This window comes from Nocardia sp. NPDC023852 (assembly GCF_040639505.1).
Lineage (GTDB): Bacteria > Actinomycetota > Actinomycetes > Mycobacteriales > Mycobacteriaceae > Nocardia.
The window spans coordinates 120,235-139,521 of record NZ_JBFAAB010000011.1 but is presented as its reverse complement, the minus strand read 5'-3'; the positions used below and the strand labels follow the sequence as shown (position 1 = coordinate 139,521).

Sequence of the window (19,287 nt, the reverse complement as noted above, 5' to 3'; positions counted from 1 at the left end):
GACTGCGCTGCCTGTGGCTAGCGTCCCCGCTCAGGGTTGGCCGGGGCTGTGCCGGGTCGACGGCCGCGGCCCTCGTCAGCGATGATTCGCAGGCAGGTCTGGTGTTTGGTCTCGCCGGGGACGCCCTCCCGCCGCAGGCGCAACATCGCCTGAGCCAGATCGATGCCCAGCTCGCTCGAAAGCCGAACGGCAGCGACATTGGCCATTGCACAAACCTCCTGAACGAAGAACGCTGCGTCCGAAGCAGTTTCGCCCAAAGCGTACCCACTCTGCGGACAATTGAACCATGAACGACTCACTTGGCTCGCATCCTCGACCGGTTCGAGTTGGTGCCACTCCGGTAACTCGGCCTTCGCCGAACCTTCTCGAAGGGGTTGCTCGAGACTCAGCCACGGTAGGTCTCCTGGTGCACGGCGTCCGGCAGTGGCCGTCCGGCGCGCCAGCCGAATCGTTCCAGGTCGGGGACCTGCTGGAACTCGTGGACTGGACCTACGCACAGCCAGGCGACGGGGTGGATGCCGTCGGGGAGACCCACCAGCTCGGCGAGGAACTCGGGGTCGTAGAACGACACCCAGCCGACGCCGACACCTTCGGCGGTGGCGGCCAACCAGAGGTTCTGGATCGCGAGAACCGCCGAGTAGATCCCGGTTTCGGGCACGGTGGTTCGGCCGAGCACCTGCGGTCCGCCCCGGTCGTGGTCGTAGCTGACCACGATGCCGGTGCCGCTCTCGGTGATGCCTTCGATCTTGATCGGCTCGAAGGTCGCGGCGCGCTCCGGTGGCAGCGCGTCCCGGAACTCGCCGCGCTTGCCCGCCACGTGTTCGGCGAAATTCCGCAATGTCGCCGGATTGCGGACGACGACGAAGTCCCATGGCTGCGAGTTGCCCACGCTCGGCGCCCGGTGCGCCGCACCGAGCATCCGCCACAGCGTGGCATCGTCTACGAGCTCCCCGGTGAACTCGGCGCGCACATCGCGGCGCCGCTGGATGGCTTCGTAGACGCTCAGATCCTCAGCACGCACTGCCCCAGTCAACCAGCTGTGTCTTTTGCCGCGCGGGCGCGGCGTCTTCGCGGCCCCCTTGTGGCTCGCGTCCGAGCAATGCTCTGTCTCGCTGAGCTCGGAAGCGGAGGTCGAGCTGCTTCGGTTGTATCGGCCAGTAACTGAGTTGAGCGCGCGCACCCGTAACGTGAGCGGGCACAGTCGGCGGTTGATGCCTGTGTGCCGGCAAACCGATCAGACCGCGTGACGCCTGATCCGGCGTCGCCCGTTGGCGATCGCGGTGCGCAGACCGCGGCGCTTTCCGGTGATCGGGTCGATGGTGGACTCTGCCTTACCACCGAACTTGCGCTCCGAGGCTGTTTCGGGTGCGTCATCGACGGTGGCGCGCAGGTATTTGTTCGGCAACGCCAGCTTGAGGATCGTCCGCCACGCCTTGAAGTACTGCACCGGCAGCGAACCGGTGGTGTAGGGCAGGTCGTACTTCTCGGCTAGCTCGCGCACCCGCACGGCGATGTCGGCGTACCGGTTGCTCGGCAGGTCCGGGAACAGGTGGTGTTCGATCTGATGGCTGAGGTTGCCGGTCATGAAATGGGTGACCGGCCCGCCGGAGATGTTGGCGCTGCCCAGCATCTGACGCAGGTACCACTGGCCGCGTGTCTCGCCGTCGATGTCGGCCTTGGTGAACTTCTCCGCGCCGTCCGGAAAATGGCCACAGAAGATCACCGCGTTGGACCACACATTGCGGATCGCGTTGGCGGCCAGATTGGCCGTCAGCGTGGAGAAGAACGCGGGACCGGTGAGCGCGGGGAAGATCACGTAGTCCTTGAGGGCCTGCTTACCCATTTTGGTGAGCGCCTCGCCGCGCTTGCGCTCGAACTCGGCCCGTTCCGGGGTGCCCGGCTTGAATCGGCCCGCGGCCAGCTTGCCCAGCTCCAGGTGCTGAATGGCCACGCCGTACTCGAAGAACAGCTGTAGCACCAGGTTGTAGAGCGGGTTGCCCAGGTTGAACGGCTTCCACCGCTGATCGCGGGTCACCCGCAGCAGGCCGTAGCCGATGTCGTCGTCCATGCCGAGCACGTTGGTGTACTTGTGGTGCAGGTAGTTGTGCGTGTGCTTCCAATGCTTGGACGCACCCGTGTTATCCCATTCCCAGGAGCTGGAGTGGATCTCCGGATCGTTCATCCAGTCCCACTGCCCGTGCATGACGTTGTGCCCGATCTCCATGTTCTCGATGATCTTGGAGGTGCCGAGAAGGGCAACGCCGGCCAACCATGCGGGCGGCAGGAAGCTGCCGAACAGCACAACGCGGCCGCTGATCTCGAGCGCGCGCTGGAGCCGGATGACGTTGCGGATGTACTTCGCGTCGCGCTCGCCCCGAGAGGCCTCGATTTCTCGCCGAATCGCGTCGAACTCCGCGCCGAGTGTTTCCACATCGGCCTCGGTCAGGTGCGCGTATTCCTTGACATCCGAGATGGCCATGCCGGTTACTATACCGTAGGTTACGAGACCGTAGGTTGTGAGGGACTCGTCACAACTGGATCGGGCATGCTCTTGCGATCAGCGACCCGATAGGTCAACGCCGCTTGCGGCCGAGGCGAAAAGACTTGCCCCAGACAGCCTTCCTGCGCAGCGACGCCTGCTCCTGACGGGCACGCTCCTGCAGCGCGAGTGTGGCCTCGCGCAGCATCTCCTGCTCGTGCTTGGCCTTCACTCGCAAGGCAGCCTTGGCCTCGCGCAGCATTTCCTTCTCCTGCCGCGCCTTCTCCTTGAGCACGACCTTCGCCTCATGCAGCGCCGAGCGCAGACCGCGCCGCTTGCCGGTTTCCGGATCGATGCGCAGCCAGTGCGTGGACTCCGCACCCGGCAGCGTCAGATCCCACCCGGTGCCGATCGACGGCAGGGTGACGCCCGCGAACTTGCGTTCCGAGGACGTCTCGGGGGCGTTGTCGGCGGTCGCCTTCAGGAACCGGTCCGGCAGCGCGAGCTTGTGGATGGTACGGAACGCGAGCAGATACTGCTTGCCGAGCGAACCGGTGGTGTAAGGAAGGTCGTATTTGTCGCACAGCTCGCGCACCCGCACCGCGATTTCCGGGTACCGGTTGCTCGGCAGATCAGGGAACAGGTGGTGCTCGATCTGGTAGCAGAGATTGCCGCTCATGAACGCCATAGCGGGCCCGGCCTTGAAGTTGGCGCTGCCCAGCATCTGGCGCAGATACCACTCAGCGCTGGTCTCGTTCTCGAGTTGTTCGATGGTGAACTTCTCCGCGCCGTCGGGGAAGTGGCCACAGAAGATCACCGCGTACGCCCACAGGTTGCGCACCAGGTTCGCCATCGCATTCGCCTTCAGGGTCTGTTTGAAGGCCGGTCCGGTTAGGGCGGGGTAGATCAGGAAGTCCTTGGCCACCTGCCGGGAGATCTTCCGGGCGATGTCCCTGTTCGGCTGCGACATGAGCTCGCCGGGCTGGGTGCCTGCCAACTCTTTCTCGATGCTCAAGTCGTGCAGCGCGATGCCCCACTCGAAGGTAGTTGCCAGCAGTAGGTTCGCCAGAGGCTGCATCAGGTGGATCGGCTTCCACTGCTCGTCGCGGGTCATCCGCATGATGCCGAAGCCGAGGTCCTCGTCCTTGCCGAGGACGTTGGTGTAAGTGTGGTGGGAGTAGTTGTGCGCGCGGCGCCACTGCGACGAGGGGCCGGTCATGTCCCACTCCCAGGAGCTGGAGTGGATCTCCGGGTCGTTCATCCAGTCCCACTGCCCGTGGCTGACGTTGTGCCCGAGCTCCATGTTCTCGATGATCTTGGCGACCGAGAGCAGCGCGGTGCCCGCCAGCCATGCCCAGCGGTTGCGACTGCCGAACAGCACGGCCCGGCCCGCCACTTCGAGACCGCGCTGCGCCGCGATCGAGCGTCGGATGTACCTCGCGTCGCGTGCACCGCGGGACAACTCCACCGAGCGCCGGATCGCATCGAGCTCCTGCCCCAGTGTCTCGATGTCGGACGCTGTCAGGTGGGCGAACGTCTTGATGTCGGCGATGGCCACCGGGGGTCCTTTCCCTACTCGGACTAGATCGAGGGTACCTGCCGGACTACACGTCCAGGGTGCAGTTGCCTGCGGCGGCCGAGATGCAGGTCTGCACCTTGTCGCCCTCTCGGCGCTCGTCTCCGTTGCGCAGATCGCGCACGCAACCGGAACTCACGGTGACGACACAGGTCTGGCAGATCCCCATGCGGCAGCCGAACGGCATCCGTACGCCGACGGACTCGCCCGCCTCCAACAGGCTGGTCGCGCCATCCACCTCGGTGGTGCGCCCGGACTTGCCGAAAGTGACCGTGCCGCCCTCGCCGACCGCCGAGCGCTCGATCTCGAATCGCTCCACGTGTAGCCGGTCGGACCGGCCGGCGTCGCGCCAGTGGCTGTCGATCTCGTCGAGCATCGCCGCGGGGCCGCACGCCCAGGTGTGCCGCTCTCGCCAGTCGGGAAACTTCGTGTCGAGGTCGGCGAGCGCGAACTTGCCGTGCTCGCCGGTGAGATGCAGGTGCGAGCGGAAACTCGGATTCCGATCGTGCAGCGCGCGCAGTTCCGCGCCGAACATCACGTCGTCGGCAGTGCGCGCGGAATGCAGGTGCAGCACGTCGGTGACCAGGTCGCGGCGGTCCATCGCGCGCAGCATCGACATGACCGGGGTGATACCGCTGCCCGCGGTGAGGAAGAGAACCTTCTCCGGCGGGGGGTAGGGCAGCACGAAGCCGCCCTGCGGCGCGGCGAGCCGGACGACGGTGCCGACCGGAACACCGCTGACCAGGTGGCTGGACAGGAAGCCTTCCGGCATCGCCTTCACGGCGATCGAGATCAGTCGCTTGCCGCCGTGTCCCGGCTCGTTCCAGTTCGGGGGGCAGGTCAGCGAGTACGAGCGCCAGTGCCAGCGGCCGTCGACCAGGATGCCGATGCCGATGTACTGACCGGGATCGTATTTGAAGTCGAAGCCCCACCCCGGTTTGATCACCAGTGTCGCGGAGTCCGCGGTTTCCTTGCGCACCTCGACGATGCGCCCGCGCAGCTCGCGCGCCGACCACAGCGGGTTGGCCAGGTGCAGGTAGTCGTCCGGCAGCAGTGGGGTAGTCACCCGTGCCACGGCGCCGCGCAGGACGTTCAGCCTGCCGCCGCGCTCGGCGACACTCGCGGCCGGCGCCTCCAGCCACTCGCGGACGCCCCGCACCGAGAATCCCCCTCTTTTCGAACCCATCGCTGCCGTTCGTCTCCTTGTCGTCGGATGCGCCGATCGGACGCGCCTCACCTGCCAGGTTACGGCATCGTAGGTTCGGGCGGTGGCAAGCCCGGGCGCAACGGTGTCGTATGGACGCCCTGCGGCTCGGACGATGCGTGAGTCAGAGCAGGTCGAGCAGGAATGGCAGCTCCTGCGCGGCGTACCAAGCCAGCTGGTGATCCTCGGCGTCGCCGAGCACGAACTCGGCGTCGGTATCGCCGAGATCGGCCGCATCGATCACGTCGACCGCCTTGGCCACCTCTGGCTCGGCGTCCGCTAAGTCGACGTGCACGGAGGCGATCTGCGGATAGCCGATCGGACCCGCCAGGCGCACGACCGCGTCGTCGAGATCGGGCCGCAGCTTCGCACCCGTCACGTCGGCGGCGATCACCGCACGCCGGTAGACCGAGCTGCCGGGGGCGACCGGAGCGGCGTCGTCGGTCGGCGCTGCGTTTTCCGTGTTCGCTGTGTTTGCTGCTTCTGCTGCGTCTTGGTCGGACTCGGCGATCTGCTCGCGCTCGGCGGCGAGCAGGCGCAGCGACGCGCGGGCAGCCTCGCCGATGGCCACCTCGCCGAGCTCCTCGTCGTCACCGGAGGCGTATGCCTCACGCAGCGCGGGGGTGACGGCGAACGCGGTGCCGCCGATAGGTGCCAGCTCCCCGTTCGCGACCAGCTCGCGCAGCATCGGCACCGTCGCCGGGATGTAGACCCGTAGCTTCTTCTGGTCAGACGCAGGCACCGAGCATCTCCTCCATGGAATCGCGGACCGACGCGGCGAGCACGCCGATGTCGGCCATCGCGTCGCGGTCGGCGTTGAGTCCGAAGAAAACGCGTCCGTCGTAGGACGTGATCCCGATGCTCGACGCCTGGTTGCGCAGCAGTGGCGCCACCGGGTACATCTCCAGCATCCGCGCGCCGCCGATGAACATCGGCGTCTGCGGACCCGGCGCGTTGGTGATCACCAAGTTGAACGTGTGCTCTGCGAACGTACTCGCCGCCCGCACGCTCATCGCATGCAGGCTGGCCGGAGCGAACCCGGCCAGATGAACGAGGGTGCGCGCGCGGACGCCACGCTGGTTTCTGCCGTTGAGTTCGGTGGCGTGCGCGATGTGCGACAGGCGCATCACCGGATTCGGCTCGCCGACCGGAAGATCGATCAGGAACGTCGACACCTCGCCCGCCGGTTTGAGCCGATTCCCGCCGTTCCCTTCGACATACACCGACATGGGTACGACCGCCCGCAGCGTGGTCGACTCGGTGAGTGCCTCACCGCGCGACAGCAGCCAGTTGCGCAGCGCGCCGGTGACCACCGCGAGGATCGCGTCGTTGGTGGAGCAGTCGAAGCGGGTGCGAATCGTGCGGTAGTCCGCCAGGTCGGTGCGCACCACGTCGAAGCGACGGCTGCGGGAGGTAGGGCCGTTCAGCGGGCTGTCCGGGGCACCGGTCGCCGCGGCCCGCACCGCCGACACCACCGAGTCCACCGCCTTGCTCGCCGTGCCGATCACCGCGAAGGCGCTCGCGCTCGCGTCGCGGGCGACATCCAGCGCCTTGCGTGGCTGCGCCGCGAGATCGGCCAGCGCACCGACCAGCAGTTCGACGTCGCTGGGTTCGCGCGGCGCGATCCAGGCGTCGTCGGCCAGCTCGCGCGTTGCGGGCCCCGCATCGAGGATCACGTGGCCGATCTCCAGCGCGGTATCTCCGTCAACCAGTGCCGAGTGCGACTTGGTGAAGATCGCACAGCGGCCCTCGGACAGACCTTCGATCAGATACATCTCCCACAGTGGCCTGCTCTGATCCAGGGGATGGGAGGCGAGCCGGGCGACCAGTTCGTACAGCTGCTGATCGGTGCCAGGAGCGGGCAGCGCCGAGCGTCGGATGTGGTAGGTGATGTCGAATCGACTGTCCTCGACCCAGACCGGCCGCCCGAGCGACAGCGGGACCTCCCGCACCCTGCGCCGATATCTCGGCACCAGCGGGAGCCTGGCATCGACCAGGTCGACCAGCCGGTCGTAGTTCAAGATCGGCGTGCCTGCTCCGGCGCCGGAGTCGGTGTTCAGGACGATCGCGAGGGAGCCGATGTGGATGGGATTGCTGCTCGACTCGAGCCGATAGAACGACGCGTCCTGCGGCGTCAGTCTCGTGATCACGCTGCCCGGTGCTCCTTTTCCCGATGCCGTACCTGCCTATTGTGCTGCCGCGACAACGGTTGCCTCGTCCCGTTGTGGCATATCCGGTGAAATCGGTGCGCCCCGCAACCCTCCGGGTGGTAGGGAACTCGATTCGATCACAGCAGGGGCTGGGATGCACGGTCGGCGGGGCGTTCGGTTGCGCAGCGTGTCGGACCGTCGCGTCGTCGACCGAGAGACAGGCCATCCTGTCAACGCGTCCGGCACGGCAGCCCACGTGGAAATGGGCGCGCTGAGCGGACGTCTTGTGTCGTCGGGCATTTCGTGAAACGGCCTCGGTGCCAAGGGATTCGCCGATAGTTCGCTGCTCTGGCGACCGCGGCGATACCGGCACACTCGGTGATCGAGCGTTCGCCGGGTAACCCGCGTGGAGCGTGCTCGCCGGGGAAATCGGCCCGTCAGCCGCGCGTACTGTGGGTGGCAACGTGCGTGTCACGGGCCCTGACGGCATGGGAGGCGGCACGTCGCTGCTCGTCGGCGCCTACCATGGATGCCGCATTACCATGGAGCATGCCGCGGATTCCGCGCCACCGCGTGGGCCCGCACCGGCCCGGGGGCCGACGACACGATAGACACACCGACCAGAGGACTGACGAGACCCGTGCCTGCGCTGACACTGACGAGGTTGCTACGGATTGGTGAGGGTCGCATTGTCAAGCGGCTCTCGCATTTCGCGGACCAGGTGCTCGACCTCGAGTCGGACTACGAGTCGCTCACCGACGCCGAGCTGCGTGGCAAGACGGATGAGTTCCGCGAGCGCTACGCCGAGATGGTCGACGAGGGCGAGAGCGATCCGCTCGGCCAGCTGATGGCCGAGGCATTCGCGGTCGCGCGCGAGGCGTCCTGGCGAGTGCTCAGTCAGAAGCACTACAAGGTGCAGGTCATGGGTGGCGCCGCGCTGCACACCGGCAACATCTCCGAGATGAAGACCGGTGAGGGCAAGACCCTCACCTGTGTGCTGCCCGCCTACCTGAACGCGATCAGCGGCGACGGCGTGCACGTCGTCACGGTGAACGACTATCTGGCCAAGCGTGACGCCGAGTGGATGGGCCGCGTGCACCGCTTCCTCGGTCTCGAGGTCGGCGTGATCCTGTCCGGCATGACCCCCGCCCAGCGGCGGGCGGCCTACAACGCCGACATCACCTACGGCACCAACAACGAGTTCGGCTTCGACTACCTGCGCGACAACATGACCCACTCGCTGGACGACCTGGTGCAGCGTGGGCACAACTTCGCCATCGTCGACGAGGTCGACTCCATCCTGATCGACGAGGCGCGCACCCCGCTGATCATCTCCGGTCCGGCCGACGCCTCCTCGAAGTGGTATGCCGAGTTCGCGCGCATCGCGCCACTGCTGAAGAAGGACCTGCACTACGAGGTCGACATCAAAAAGCGCACGATCGGCGTGCATGAGGCGGGCGTCGAATTCGTCGAGGACCAGCTCGGCATCGACAACCTGTACGAGGCCGCCAACTCGCCGCTGGTGAGCTACCTGAACAACGCCATCAAGGCCAAGGAGCTCTACGCCCGCGACAAGGACTACATCGTCCGCGACGGCGAGGTGATCATCGTCGACGAGTTCACCGGCCGCATCCTGGTCGGGCGCCGCTACAACGAGGGCATGCACCAGGCGATCGAAGCCAAGGAACAGGTCGAGATCCAGCCGGAGAACCAGACGCTGGCCACCATCACGCTGCAGAACTACTTCCGCCTCTACGACAAGTTGTCCGGCATGACCGGTACCGCCGAGACCGAGGCCGCCGAGTTGCACCAGATCTACTCCCTCGGCGTGGTCCCGATCCCGACGAACAAGCCGATGGTCCGTGCCGACCAGTCGGACCTGATCTACAAGACCGAAGAGGCCAAGTTCTCCGCCGTGGTCGACGACGTCACCGAGCGGCACGAGAACGGCCAGCCGGTGCTGATCGGTACCACCAGCGTCGAGCGCTCGGAGTACCTGTCCAAACAGTTCACCAAGCGCGGCATCCCGCACAACGTGCTGAACGCGAAGTTTCACGAGAAGGAAGCCGAGATCATCGCCGAGGCCGGACGGCCGGGTGCGGTGACCGTGGCGACGAACATGGCTGGTCGTGGTACTGACGTCGTGCTCGGCGGCAACCCGGACATCATCACCGACATCTTGCTTCGCAAGCAGGGTCTCGACCCGGTCGAGACGCCCGAGGAGTACGAGCGGGCCTGGCTGCCGACCCTGGATCAAGTCAAGGCGCAGACCGCCGAGGACGCCGATGCGGTGCGTGAGGCGGGTGGCCTGTATGTGCTCGGCACCGAGCGGCACGAGTCGCGCCGCATCGACAACCAGCTGCGCGGTCGCTCCGGCCGTCAGGGCGACCCCGGCGAGTCCCGCTTCTACCTGTCGCTGGGCGACGAGCTGATGCGCCGCTTCAACGGCGCCGCGCTGGAAGCGATCATGACCCGGCTGAATCTGCCGGACGACGTGCCGATCGAGGCCAAGATGGTCTCCAAGGCGATCAAGAGCGCGCAGACCCAGGTCGAGCAGCAGAACTTCGAGATCCGCAAGAACGTCCTCAAGTACGACGAGGTGATGAACCAGCAGCGCACCGTCATCTACGGCGAGCGCAACCGGATCCTGCGCGGCGAGGACATGGAGGGGCAGGTCCAGGGCATGATCACGGACGTGATCACCGCATACGTGGACGGTGCCACCGCCGACGGGTATGTCGAGGACTGGGATCTGGGCAAGTTGTGGACGGCGCTCGGGACGCTGTATCCGGTGGGCGTGGACTACAAGGATCTGACCGGCGAAACCGAGATCGGCGAAGCGGGCGAGCTGTCCCGCGAGGAACTGCTCGAGGCGCTGCTGGACGACGCGCACGATGCCTATGAGCGCCGCGAAGCCGAGATCGACGGACTAGCGGGTGTGGGCAGCATGCGCAATCTCGAACGTCAGGTGCTGCTTTCGGTGCTCGACCGCAAGTGGCGCGAGCACCTCTACGAGATGGACTACCTCAAGGAGGGCATCGGCCTGCGCGCCATGGCGCAGCGCGACCCGCTGGTCGAGTACCAGCGCGAGGGCTTCGATATGTTCGCCGCGATGCTCGAAGGCCTGAAGGAAGAATCGGTCGGCTTCCTGTTCAACCTCCAGGTCGAGGTGCAGCAGCCGCAGCCGGAGGGCGTCGCGGTCGACCCGGGCCTGCGTTCGCCGGTCGGAGCCATGACCGCGCCGCGTCCCCTGCCCACCGAGGAGGCACGTGTCGCCACCGGCAACGGTGTCCCGGCCGCCTTGCGTGCCAAGGGTATCGACGAGAGCGGCCCGCGCGGCTTCAGCTACTCGGGTCCGGACGAGGGCGGACGCGCCGCGGTGCACAGCGATGCCGAGGAGTACGGCGCGGACGGCACCCAGCCCACCCGTCGCGAGCGTCGTGAAGCCGCCCGCACCGATGCGAAGGGCAGGCGCGGACCGAAGTCGCGTCGCCGGCACTGATCAGCTGAGTCAGGAAGGCGCCCAGGGTTTCCTGGGCGCCTTCGTGCTGTCGTGTGAGTTTCCGTGCCGGCCGTTTCTGCCCATGACGGCAAACGCTGTTCAGCGCGCCGGTAAGCCAGCGACAGAGGCTCAACAGGTGTCGCCGAGTGTGGCAGTGGTCTCGTCGAGGGGGATGGCATCGGCGCAGCGGGTGTTTTCGCCGCGCGGATCCAGTCGATCGAGCCGGATCAATCCGGGCTGTCCCCGGCCGGATTGCCTCGGAGCAGTGTGCCGATCAGCGTAGGTGAGGTTCCCCGCTCGGTGACCATGCCCGCGACGTCTCGACCCGTCAGGACCAGCTTTCATTGGAGTTGAGGGCGGTCAGCAACATACGGATGGCGGCAACCCGCCGTTCCTTGCCGGGGAGGTTGTCGAGGGCGCATTCGGGGTCGGCCGGTGGGCCGAGGTGGTTGCAGCCGCGAGGGCAATCCTCGATGCCGGCGGCGAGGTCGTCGAAGGCGGCGATGACGTCGTCGGGGGTGATGTGGGCCAGGCCGAAGGAGCGGATGCCGGGGGTGTCGATGACCCAGCCGCCGTCGGGAAGGGAAATAGCTACCGACTGGGTGGAGGTGTGTTTGCCCTTACCGACGCCGGAAACCACACCGACCGCCCGATCTGCTTCCGGCACAAGGCGATTCACCAGGGTCGACTTGCCGACACCGGAGTGGCCGATCAAGGCGGTGAGCCTGCCGTCGAGCAGTTCGAGCACCGGCGAGAGCGGGTCGTCGACACCGCCGTAGATGATGATGAGATCCAGATCGTCGAAGGACGAGGCGAATTCGGAGTCGGCGGCCAAGTCGTGCTTGGTCAGGCACAGGATCGGCTGCAGCCCACCAGCGTACGCCGCGACCATCGCGCGCTCGACGAAACCGGTTCGCGGTGGTGGGTCGGCCAGGGCGACCACGATGAACAGCTGCTCGGCGTTGCCGACCACGATCCGCTCGAACGGATCCGTATCGTCGGCGGTGCGGCGCAATACTGTTCGGCGGTCGGCGACCCGCACGATACGGGCCAGGGTGTCCGGCTTTCCGGACAGGTCGCCGACCACATCCACCTGGTCACCGACCACGATGGGAGTGCGCCCGAGTTCTCTGGCTCGCATGGCGACGATCAGTCGATCCGGATCGCCACCGAGTACACACCCCCACCGGCCGCGGTCGACGGAGACCACCATGGCGGCTTCGGCATTGCTGTGCTGCGGCCGAGTCTTGGTGCGGGGGCGGGAACTGCGTCCCGGCCGGATCCGGACGTCGGATTCGTCGTAGCTGGCGGTGGAGCGTCCTGCCCGGCTCAGCGCACTCCTCCTTGACCGGATAGCACGGGGTCGAGCATCCGCTCCCACAGCGAGACGAAGTTCGGTAGCGTCTTGGCGGTGGTCCCGATGTCCTCGATCTCGACGCCGGGGAGCCGAAGACCGAGAATTGCTCCCGCCGTCGCCATCCGGTGATCGGCGTAGGAATGCCACTTGCCGCCGTGCAACTCCGCCGGCACGATCTCCAGTCCGTCCTCGGTTTCGGTGACCCTACCGCCGAGCCGGTTGATCTCGGTGGACAATGCGGCCAGCCGGTCGGTCTCGTGTCCGCGCAGGTGCGCGATTCCGCGCAGCCGGGACGGGGAATCGGCCAGTGCGGCCAGGGCCGCGACGGTCGGAGTCAGCTCGCCTACGTCGTGCAGGTCGATGTCGATGCCCGCGAGCCGGTCGGGGCCGTGCACGGTCAGGATGCCGTCGAAGATTCGTGCCTCGGCGCCCATCCGAACCAGAATCTCGCGGATCACGTCGCCCGGCTGAGTGGTCAACCGCGGCCAGTGCGGGATGCTGACCTCACCGCCGGTGACCGCGGCCGCGGCAAGGAACGGGGTCGCGTTGGACAGATCCGGCTCGACCTCCCAATCCACCGCCCGGATAGGTCCATGCTCGACGGCCCAGGTCTGCGCCTTGCGGTTGTCCGCGGGCGCCTGCACCCGCACGTCGGCGCGGCGCAGCATCTCCACGGTCATCTCGATGTGCGGCATCGAGGGCAGCGCCTTGCCGTCGTGGTGCACGACGAGCCCCTCCTCGAAGCGGGCAGCCGAAAGCAACAGGCCCGAGACGAACTGAGACGACCCGGACGCATCGATGGTCACCATGCCACCCCGCAGCGCGCCGGTTCCGTGCACCGTGAACGGAAGCGCGTCGCCGTCGATGTCGGCGCCGAGTCTGCGCAATGCGTCGAGGATCGTGCGAAGCGGGCGGATCCTGGCCTGCTCGTCACCGTCGAGTGTGACATCGCCGGACGCCAGCGCCGCGACCGGTGGGAGGAAGCGCATCACGGTGCCCGCTAGCCCGCAGTCGACCGTGCCACCGCCCAGCGCGGCCGGGGTGACCGACAGTGTGTCGCCGTCCCCCTCTATACGCGCGCCGAGCGCGCACAGCGCGGCGATCATCAGGTTCGTGTCCCGGCTGCGCAGCGCGCCTGTGATCGTCGAGGGGCCGTCGGCCAAGGCAGCCAGGATGAGGGCCCGGTTCGTGATCGATTTAGATCCGGGCAGGGTCACGGTCGCGTGCACGGGGACATCGACATGGGGCGCTGGCCAGAAAGTCACTCGTCCATCATCGCACTGTGTGGTTTTTGCAGCGCCTGCGGCGCTGCTTGTTCGCGGCCCTTTGATGGGGGTCCAGGAGTGATCCGATCGATCCGGTGCTAAGGAGTTATGACCAGTGCCATCCAAGCCGGAGTGGTTATCGCCGCTCTGTACCCATGGGTATGGTGACGCCGCGGTGTGAAGTCCAGCTGGCGTATCGGGTGCCGGTAAGAAACGTGTCCTCTGGCCCGGCTGGTCACCGACGAGAGTCGACCGATCGAGCGTGACCGGTGGGGGCCGCAGCACCTGCCGACGCCGGTAGCTCTTCCGCATATCTACATTTCCGGCTCGAGGGGTTGTTCTCAGAGTCCCTCGGAGGAGGCTTCGCCCGCGGACTGGATGCCACCGAGCTTGGTCGGATTGACCTGGAAGCGAATGTTTTCGATGCGGCCGTGGACGATGTCGTAGGTGAGCGCGCCGACCCGGTAGTCTCCGATTACACCGATAATGCTGAGTTCGCCATTGACAATGGCGGATTCGAGGCGGATGTCGGCGGAGACCGGCTTGGCCATGACGCCCAGCATCCAGCGTGCCACATGGTCCGAGCCGTGCAGCGGGCGGCGGGCCGCAGTGACGATGCCGCCGCCGTCGTTCCACAGGGTCACGTCGGGGGCGAGCAGTTCCATGAGGGCGTTGAGGTCGCCGCCGTGGCAGGCGGCCATGAACTTCTCGGTGATCTCCTTGCGGGATTCGTCGTCGGCGTCGAAGCGCAGGCGGCGGGCCTGCACGTGATTGCGTGCACGGTGCGAGATCTGACGGACGGTCGCCTCGGGGCGATCCAGGAAGCCGCCGATTTCGGCGTAGGTGTAACCGAACACCTCGCGCAGTACGAAGACAGCGCGCTCGGTGGGATTGAGTGTTTCGAGGACGACCAGCATGGCGGTCGACACGGTGTCGGCCATCTCGGTCTCCTCGGCGGTGTCGGGTGCGGTGAGCAGCGGTTCGGGAAGCCATGGGCCGACATAGGTTTCGCGGGTGGCCCGGGCGGAGGTGAGGCGGTTGAGCGAGAGGTTGGTGATGGTGCGGACCAGGTAGGACTTGGGGTGCTCTACCGAAGCTTGGTCTGCCGCGTTCCATTTCAGCCAGGCCTCCTGCAGGATGTCCTCGGCGTCGGCGACGCTGCCGAGCATCTGGTAGGCGGTGCCGAAGAGCAGGCGGCGGTGTTCGACGAAGGGGTCGATCGGTGCGTCGGTCCGCTCGGCGGCGGGGGGCTGCCTATCGGTGTTGTGGTCCTGCATAGGACTCATATCTACTGGTCGCGGGGATCAGGGTCCACTGGGAGGCCGGATTCGTCATCCGGCCTCCGCCTCCGGGGAATCATGCGGTTTCGCGGGTGGCGCGGCCGCCCTTGGACAGCTGTACCTGCGCCTTCATGTACTTGCTCATCTTGAAGGCCAGCGGCGGGGTGCTGCTCACCGACTGCTTATAGGCGACTGCGGCCTTGCCCCGGAGGTACCAGCGGTTCGGGGTGTCATCGGCATTGGTGAACTGGATGACCGCGTCCTTGCGGCCCAGGCTCACCGGCTGGTGGAAGTAGCCATAGCGGAATGGCTTCACGGTCTTGCCACGCAGCAGCCGGGCCAGGGTGTCGGCGGTGTAGGCGGCGGTGGGCAAACCACTCTGGCAGGTGCCGTGGACCTGGCCCCAGTTCTGCTGAACCAGCGCAGCGTCACCGATGGCGTGGATCTCCGGGTGTGACACCGAGCGCAGGGTGGGGTCGGTGACGATGAGACCTTTCGAGTCCGTGGTTATTCCGGCCTGAGCGGCCAGTGGTGAGACCTTGACGCCGGTGGTCCACAGCGTCAGCTCCGAGGCGATCAGTTCACCGGTGTCCAGTCGCACGGCATCGGGCAGCACCTTGGTGACCTTCACGCCGACCCTGCGGACCACACCGAGCCGGTCGAGGACTCGGTTCAGGTAGGCGCGGGCCTTGTCCCCCAGCATCGAGCCGGGTTCGGCATGGCTGACGAGCGTGACGGTCAGGCCCGGGTGTGCCTCGGCGATCTCGGCGGCGGCTTCGACGCCGGTAAGTCCGCCGCCGCAGACGGAGACGCCGCCACCGGCCAGAGCCACTTCGGTCAGGCGCTGCGAAAAGCGGTGCGCCAGGCGGGGATCGTTGAGCGTCCAGGCGTGCTCGTTCGCCCCGGGCACGGTGCTCGTGTCGGTGCTGCTGCCGAGCGCGTAGACGAGGTTGTCGTAGTGCAGGATCGCGCCGTCGTCGAGGGTGATCAGGCGGGCCTCGGCGTCGATGGCGGTGGCGGCGGCCTGGTGGAAGTCGACGCCCGAACCGGTCAGCAGGGCGGGAATATCGTGGTTGGCCAATTTCTGGCCGGCGGCGACCTGGTGCATGCGCAGCCGCTCGGTGAAGCGGACCGAGGGGTTCACCAAAGTGATGCGCACATCCAGTTTGCGGGTATTGCGAGCCAGCCGGATGGCGGCCAGCATGCCGGTGTAGCCGGCACCGAGGACGACGATTTCTCGGGGGGTGGTGTCGGTGTTCATCGCTTGCTCCCTGGGCTCGTTCTGCGTGGTCGGCTATGGGACAAGACAACCCGTCCGAACGTGACAACTCGTTGTTGTGACCTACGTCACCATGATCCAGCTGGGCGGCAAGGGAGTCGAAACTTCGGGCGGTCGGGAGCTCCGTCCTGCGACACCGGCAGCGCCCGCAACCGGAACCGGCACCCCGCCATCGCTGCTAGGTGCGGGCGGCGGCGTAGCGGCTAGAGCCATGTCGGTTGGTGCTGTGAGGTTGAGGTGTTCGAGAACGCGCGGTCGGGCACCCGACGTGGCGTCGAGTACCCGAACCACTTGGACAGCTTTGCTTTCCCTACCTGTGCCGTCCGTGCAGGAGCGGGACCAGCTTGCGGAGCAGCTTCATGGTGGATTTGGTGCGGGAATAGCTGAGCAACGCCATACCGGGGATGGCGAAGCGCTGCAGCGCGATCGAGTGCGGGCGGACGAATTCGCGCAGGCCGGGCTCGCCGTGGATACGGCCGATGCCGGAGTCGCCGACTCCGCCGAAGGGCAGGCCAGGGATGGCGGCGAAGGCGAGCACCGAATTCACCGAGGTGGCGCCGACGCGCAGCCTGCGTGCGATGTCCAGGCCGTTCTCCTTCGAGTACACCGCGGCGGCCAGGCCGTATTTGGAGTTGTTGGCCAGCTCGACCGCCTCGTCCACGCTGTCCACGGTGCGGATGGTGACGGTGGGGCCGAAGGTCTCCTCGCACACGGCCTCAGAGCTCTCGTCCACATCCACGAGCACGACCGGCTCGATGAATGGGGCCTTGACCGACTCCGTCCCGCCGAGCACCGCGGTGCCGCCGTTCTTCAGCGCGTCCTCGATGTGGCGGCGCACGATATCTACCTGGCTCGGCATGGTCATCGGACCGTAGGCGGCTTTGTCGTCGGAGCCGGGCTTGATGTCGGTCAGGATGCGCTTGACCTCGGCGACGAACTCCTCGCGCACCGAGCGGTCTACGTACACCCGCTCCACACCCGCGCAGGTCTGGCCGCTGTTGGCGGTAGCGCCCCAGGCAACAGCGTCGGCGGCGGCCTTGATGTCGGCGTCGGCCGCGACGATCACCGCGTCCTTGCCGCCGCATTCCAGCAGGATGGGGGTGAGGTTCTCCGCCGCGGCGGCCATGATCCGCTTACCGGTGGCCGTGGAGCCGGTGAAGGCGATCTTGTCGACGCCCGAGCGGACCAGCGCCGCGCCGGTGGCGCCGTAACCGTTGATCGTGACGAACACCCCCTCGGGCAGTTCGGGGTTCGCCTCGGCGAACGCGTCGGCGAGGAAATTGCCGATGCTCGTCGAGAATTCACTCGGCTTGAACACCACGGTGTTGCCCGCGGCCAAGGCGTACGCGATGGAGCCGTTCGGGGTGTAGACCGGGTAGTTCCACGGACCGATCACGCCGATTACGCCGAGTGGGCGCTGCTCGAGCCGGGCGGCGAAGTTCGACATCAGCGCGCCGGGGTAGATCTTTTTGGGGGAGAGAACCTTCTTGGCGTGCTTGGCCGCCCATGAGATGTGCTCGAGTGCGAGCATCAGCTCCAGAAAGGCGTCGTCGAGCGGCTTGCCGTTCTCGGCGTGAATCAGCTCGCAGAACTTCTCCGAGTTCTGCGCCAACCTGCTCGACCAGCGCAGCAGGTAGCCACGCCGCTCGTCGAAACTCAGCGCGCCCCAGGTGGCTGCCGCCGCTCGGGCCTTCGCGACCGCCGCGGCCACCGCGGCGTCGTCGGCGATGACGTGCGTGCCGATCACCTCGCCGGTCGCCGGATCGACCGACGTGAGTGCCGTATCGTGATCGGCCGGTTCGGTGTCGGTGGATGTCACAGTGGGTCTCCTCTTGCCGTCTGCGGTGGCTGGGTTGGTGCGTACGCCCGAATGAAGGGGCGTAGTGACCAACTCTGTGAGAGAATGTTATGTCAAAACTCTCAACTAATCATCAACTACTGATCGATTGTCCCCGAGACTGTCGGCGGCGGGTGGGAGTATCGGGATATGTGCGGACGATATGCGACCACCACCGACCCCGGCAGGCTCGCGGTCGAGCTGGATGCGATCGACGAGACCGAGACCAACGGCGCTCCAGCCGCGTTCACCAACTACAACGTCGCCCCGACCACCCAGGTCCTGACCATCGTCGAGCGGCACCAACAAGGGCGCGAGGACGACAGTCCGACGCTGCGTATCCGGCGCATGCGCTGGGGACTGATCCCGGTGTGGACCAAGGCCGCTGAGCGCGGCGTCCCGGTGAAGGGGAAGCCGCTGTTCAACGCCCGCGCCGACAAGGCCGCCACCACGCCGGCCTTCCGAGATGCGGTGAAGTATCGGCGCTGCCTGGTGCCGATGGACGGCTGGTACGAGTGGGTGGTCGCCCCGAACGCCGAGCCGGGCGCGAAGGGCAAGGTCGCCAAGCATCCGTACTACATGGCGAATGCCGACGGATCCCGCCTCTACATGGCGGGCCTGTGGTCGGTGTGGCGCGATCGTTCCCAGCCGGAGAGCGAACCGCTGCTGTCGTGCACCATCCTGACCACCGACGCGATCGGCGACCTGACCCGCATCCACGACCGGATGCCGCTGCCCATGCCGAAGGAGCATTGGGACGCCTGGCTGGATCCGGATCATCCTGCGCCGGCCGGCCTGCTGGACACCCCGAGCGAAGAGGTGGTCGCGGGGATCGTGCCGCGGCCGGTACCCGCGCTGGTCAACAGCGTGCGCAACAATGGGCCGGAACTGCTTGCCCGAGTGCAGGATCAGGCCGAGGGCGGGCAGATCAGCCTGCTCTGATCCACCGGACCGGGAAGACACGAAACCGGGCAGCCGAACTGCCCGGTTCGTCGAGACCAGCCGATCAGAGCGAGCACTTCACGCTCGGGGTCATGATATTCAGCCCGCACTTGATAACCCCGGCGAAAAGATCGATGATCTTGCTGGTCACACTCCCGCCGAGCTTCTCGGCTTTCTCGGACTTCTCGTCCTTCTTCAGCTTCCCCCCACCGGAGGGGGCGTCATCGGTGCCTAGACCATCGAAGGGGTAGTCGCTGACCTGCGTGACCGACGCGGTGTTCGGCGCGGCGGTGGACTCCGAGGCAAAGAACGTTACCGAACCGAGAGCCAAGACGAAAGCTCCGAACAACGCGACGATCATGGTGCGCAAATGCTGCGCGGACATTCGCATCACATCCTCGAGTCGAATGAACCTG

The 19,287-nt window shown here is 66.6% G+C and carries 15 protein-coding genes; 2 read left to right on the top strand and 13 right to left on the bottom strand.

Going from position 1 to position 19,287, the window contains the following annotated elements; translation table 11 throughout:
- Positions 1–17: 17 nt before the first annotated feature.
- The 7 genes from AB0H00_RS17310 to AB0H00_RS17280 all read right to left on the bottom strand — a co-directional run bounded on the left by AB0H00_RS17310 (position 18) and on the right by AB0H00_RS17280 (position 7,409).
- Positions 18–206: a hypothetical protein gene (locus AB0H00_RS17310; protein ID WP_357266988.1), complete on the bottom strand. Its 189-nt coding sequence runs from the start codon at positions 204–206 to the stop codon at positions 18–20.
- Positions 207–385: 179 nt separating this feature from the next.
- Positions 386–1,006 (bottom strand): 5,6-dimethylbenzimidazole synthase, encoded by a 621-nt coding sequence (gene bluB / locus AB0H00_RS17305; protein WP_357267151.1) that lies wholly within the window; start codon positions 1,004–1,006, stop codon positions 386–388.
- A 228-nt stretch (positions 1,007–1,234) separates the two neighbouring features.
- Complete coding sequence (locus tag AB0H00_RS17300; protein ID WP_357266985.1) at positions 1,235–2,479, bottom strand: fatty acid desaturase; 1,245 nt, start codon at positions 2,477–2,479, stop codon at positions 1,235–1,237.
- 94 nt (positions 2,480–2,573) lie between these two features.
- Positions 2,574–4,037, bottom strand: coding sequence for a fatty acid desaturase (locus AB0H00_RS17295; protein WP_357266982.1), 1,464 nt, complete (start codon positions 4,035–4,037; stop codon positions 2,574–2,576).
- Between the two features lie 46 nt (positions 4,038–4,083).
- On the bottom strand, positions 4,084–5,241 hold the full coding sequence (locus AB0H00_RS17290) for a ferredoxin reductase (protein WP_357266980.1): 1,158 nt from the start codon (positions 5,239–5,241) through the stop codon (positions 4,084–4,086).
- A gap of 142 nt (positions 5,242–5,383) precedes the next feature.
- Complete coding sequence (locus AB0H00_RS17285; protein ID WP_357267148.1) at positions 5,384–5,947, bottom strand: hypothetical protein; 564 nt, start codon at positions 5,945–5,947, stop codon at positions 5,384–5,386.
- A 40-nt stretch (positions 5,948–5,987) separates the two neighbouring features.
- A complete protein-coding gene (locus AB0H00_RS17280; RefSeq protein WP_357266977.1) occupies positions 5,988–7,409 on the bottom strand; it encodes a wax ester/triacylglycerol synthase family O-acyltransferase in 1,422 nt (473 codons plus the stop codon).
- Between the two features lie 640 nt (positions 7,410–8,049).
- Between AB0H00_RS17280 and secA the strand changes: the two genes are divergently transcribed.
- Positions 8,050–10,911, top strand: coding sequence for a preprotein translocase subunit SecA (gene secA / locus AB0H00_RS17275; RefSeq protein WP_357266974.1), 2,862 nt, complete (start codon positions 8,050–8,052; stop codon positions 10,909–10,911).
- 328 nt (positions 10,912–11,239) lie between these two features.
- On the opposite strand, the gene rsgA is transcribed toward secA, so the two are convergent.
- From rsgA to AB0H00_RS17250, 5 genes are all read right to left on the bottom strand, one after another.
- A complete protein-coding gene (gene rsgA, locus AB0H00_RS17270) occupies positions 11,240–12,265 on the bottom strand; it encodes a ribosome small subunit-dependent GTPase A (protein ID WP_357267145.1) in 1,026 nt (341 codons plus the stop codon).
- A complete protein-coding gene (aroA, locus tag AB0H00_RS17265) occupies positions 12,241–13,533 on the bottom strand; it encodes a 3-phosphoshikimate 1-carboxyvinyltransferase (RefSeq protein WP_357266971.1) in 1,293 nt (430 codons plus the stop codon). Before aroA ends, rsgA begins: the two co-directional genes overlap by 25 nt.
- 341 nt (positions 13,534–13,874) lie before the next feature.
- The gene (locus tag AB0H00_RS17260) at positions 13,875–14,819 is read right to left on the bottom strand and encodes an RNA polymerase sigma-70 factor (RefSeq protein WP_357266969.1); all 945 of its coding nucleotides are present in this window, start codon (positions 14,817–14,819) and stop codon (positions 13,875–13,877) included.
- A 70-nt stretch (positions 14,820–14,889) separates the two neighbouring features.
- Positions 14,890–16,074, bottom strand: coding sequence for an FAD-dependent oxidoreductase (locus tag AB0H00_RS17255; RefSeq protein ID WP_357266966.1), 1,185 nt, complete (start codon positions 16,072–16,074; stop codon positions 14,890–14,892).
- A gap of 328 nt (positions 16,075–16,402) precedes the next feature.
- Positions 16,403–17,911 carry an aldehyde dehydrogenase family protein gene (locus tag AB0H00_RS17250; RefSeq protein WP_357266963.1) on the bottom strand — a complete coding sequence of 503 codons (1,509 nt, stop codon included), beginning with the start codon at positions 17,909–17,911 and terminating at the stop codon, positions 16,403–16,405.
- 168 nt (positions 17,912–18,079) lie between these two features.
- On the opposite strand from AB0H00_RS17250, the gene AB0H00_RS17245 reads away from it, so the two are divergent.
- A complete protein-coding gene (locus AB0H00_RS17245) occupies positions 18,080–18,871 on the top strand; it encodes an SOS response-associated peptidase (protein ID WP_357266960.1) in 792 nt (263 codons plus the stop codon).
- A gap of 64 nt (positions 18,872–18,935) precedes the next feature.
- On the opposite strand, the gene AB0H00_RS17240 is transcribed toward AB0H00_RS17245, so the two are convergent.
- Entirely contained in the window at positions 18,936–19,256 is a 321-nt protein-coding gene (locus AB0H00_RS17240; protein ID WP_357266957.1) for a hypothetical protein, read from the bottom strand.
- Between the last annotated feature and the right edge of the window lie 31 nt (positions 19,257–19,287).